The sequence below is a fragment of the Pseudomonas sp. JV245A genome, from assembly GCF_032424515.1.
Classification (GTDB): Bacteria; Pseudomonadota; Gammaproteobacteria; order Pseudomonadales; family Pseudomonadaceae; genus Aquipseudomonas; species Aquipseudomonas protegens.
Map to the genome: position 1 here is coordinate 1 of NZ_VYKE01000504.1, position 582 is coordinate 582.

A 582-nucleotide genomic window follows, 5' to 3' on the forward strand; every position below is an offset into this window, starting at 1 on the left:
GCGCCGGGCGCGGGCACCTGGGGCGCAGGCAGGATGTTCATTTCGCCTGTCATTCGGACACAACCTGTGGAAATTAGCCCTCATAAGCGTAGGGCTTCGCATGTATAATGCCGCCCGTCTTTGGGGGAGTGGTGAAAACATTGCAATTGTTTGACGCAGCTCTCTAGAACAGGCCGCCAATGCATTTATCCTGCATCTCTTTAACGGCCGCTCCGTTGCCGACTTGAACCTGTAAAGGCCCGCTATCCCTTGACCAGCCCTCTTCTCGAAGCCGTAGCACTCGCCTGTGAGCGCGATTGGCGGATGCTATTTGAACACCTCGAGTTGCGTCTGACGGGCGGCGACATGGTGCAGATCAGCGGCCCCAACGGCAGCGGCAAGACCAGCCTGCTGCGCCTGCTGGCCGGGTTGATGCAGCCCACCAGCGGCCAGGTGCTGCTCAATGGCCAGCCATTGCACGCCCAGCGCGCGGAACTGGCCCGCAACCTGTTGTGGATCGGCCATGCCGCCGGCATCAAGGAGCTGTTGAGCCCCGAGGAGAACCTCAGCTGGCTCTGTGCCCTGCACCAGCCTGCCCGGCGC

The 582-nt window shown here is 61.9% G+C and carries 1 protein-coding gene; it reads left to right on the forward strand.

Annotated elements, in window-relative coordinates:
- Positions 1-249 precede the first annotated feature (249 nt).
- On the forward strand, positions 250-582 hold a 333-nt coding region (locus F6S12_RS32720; protein WP_409999890.1), incomplete at its 3' end, for an ATP-binding cassette domain-containing protein.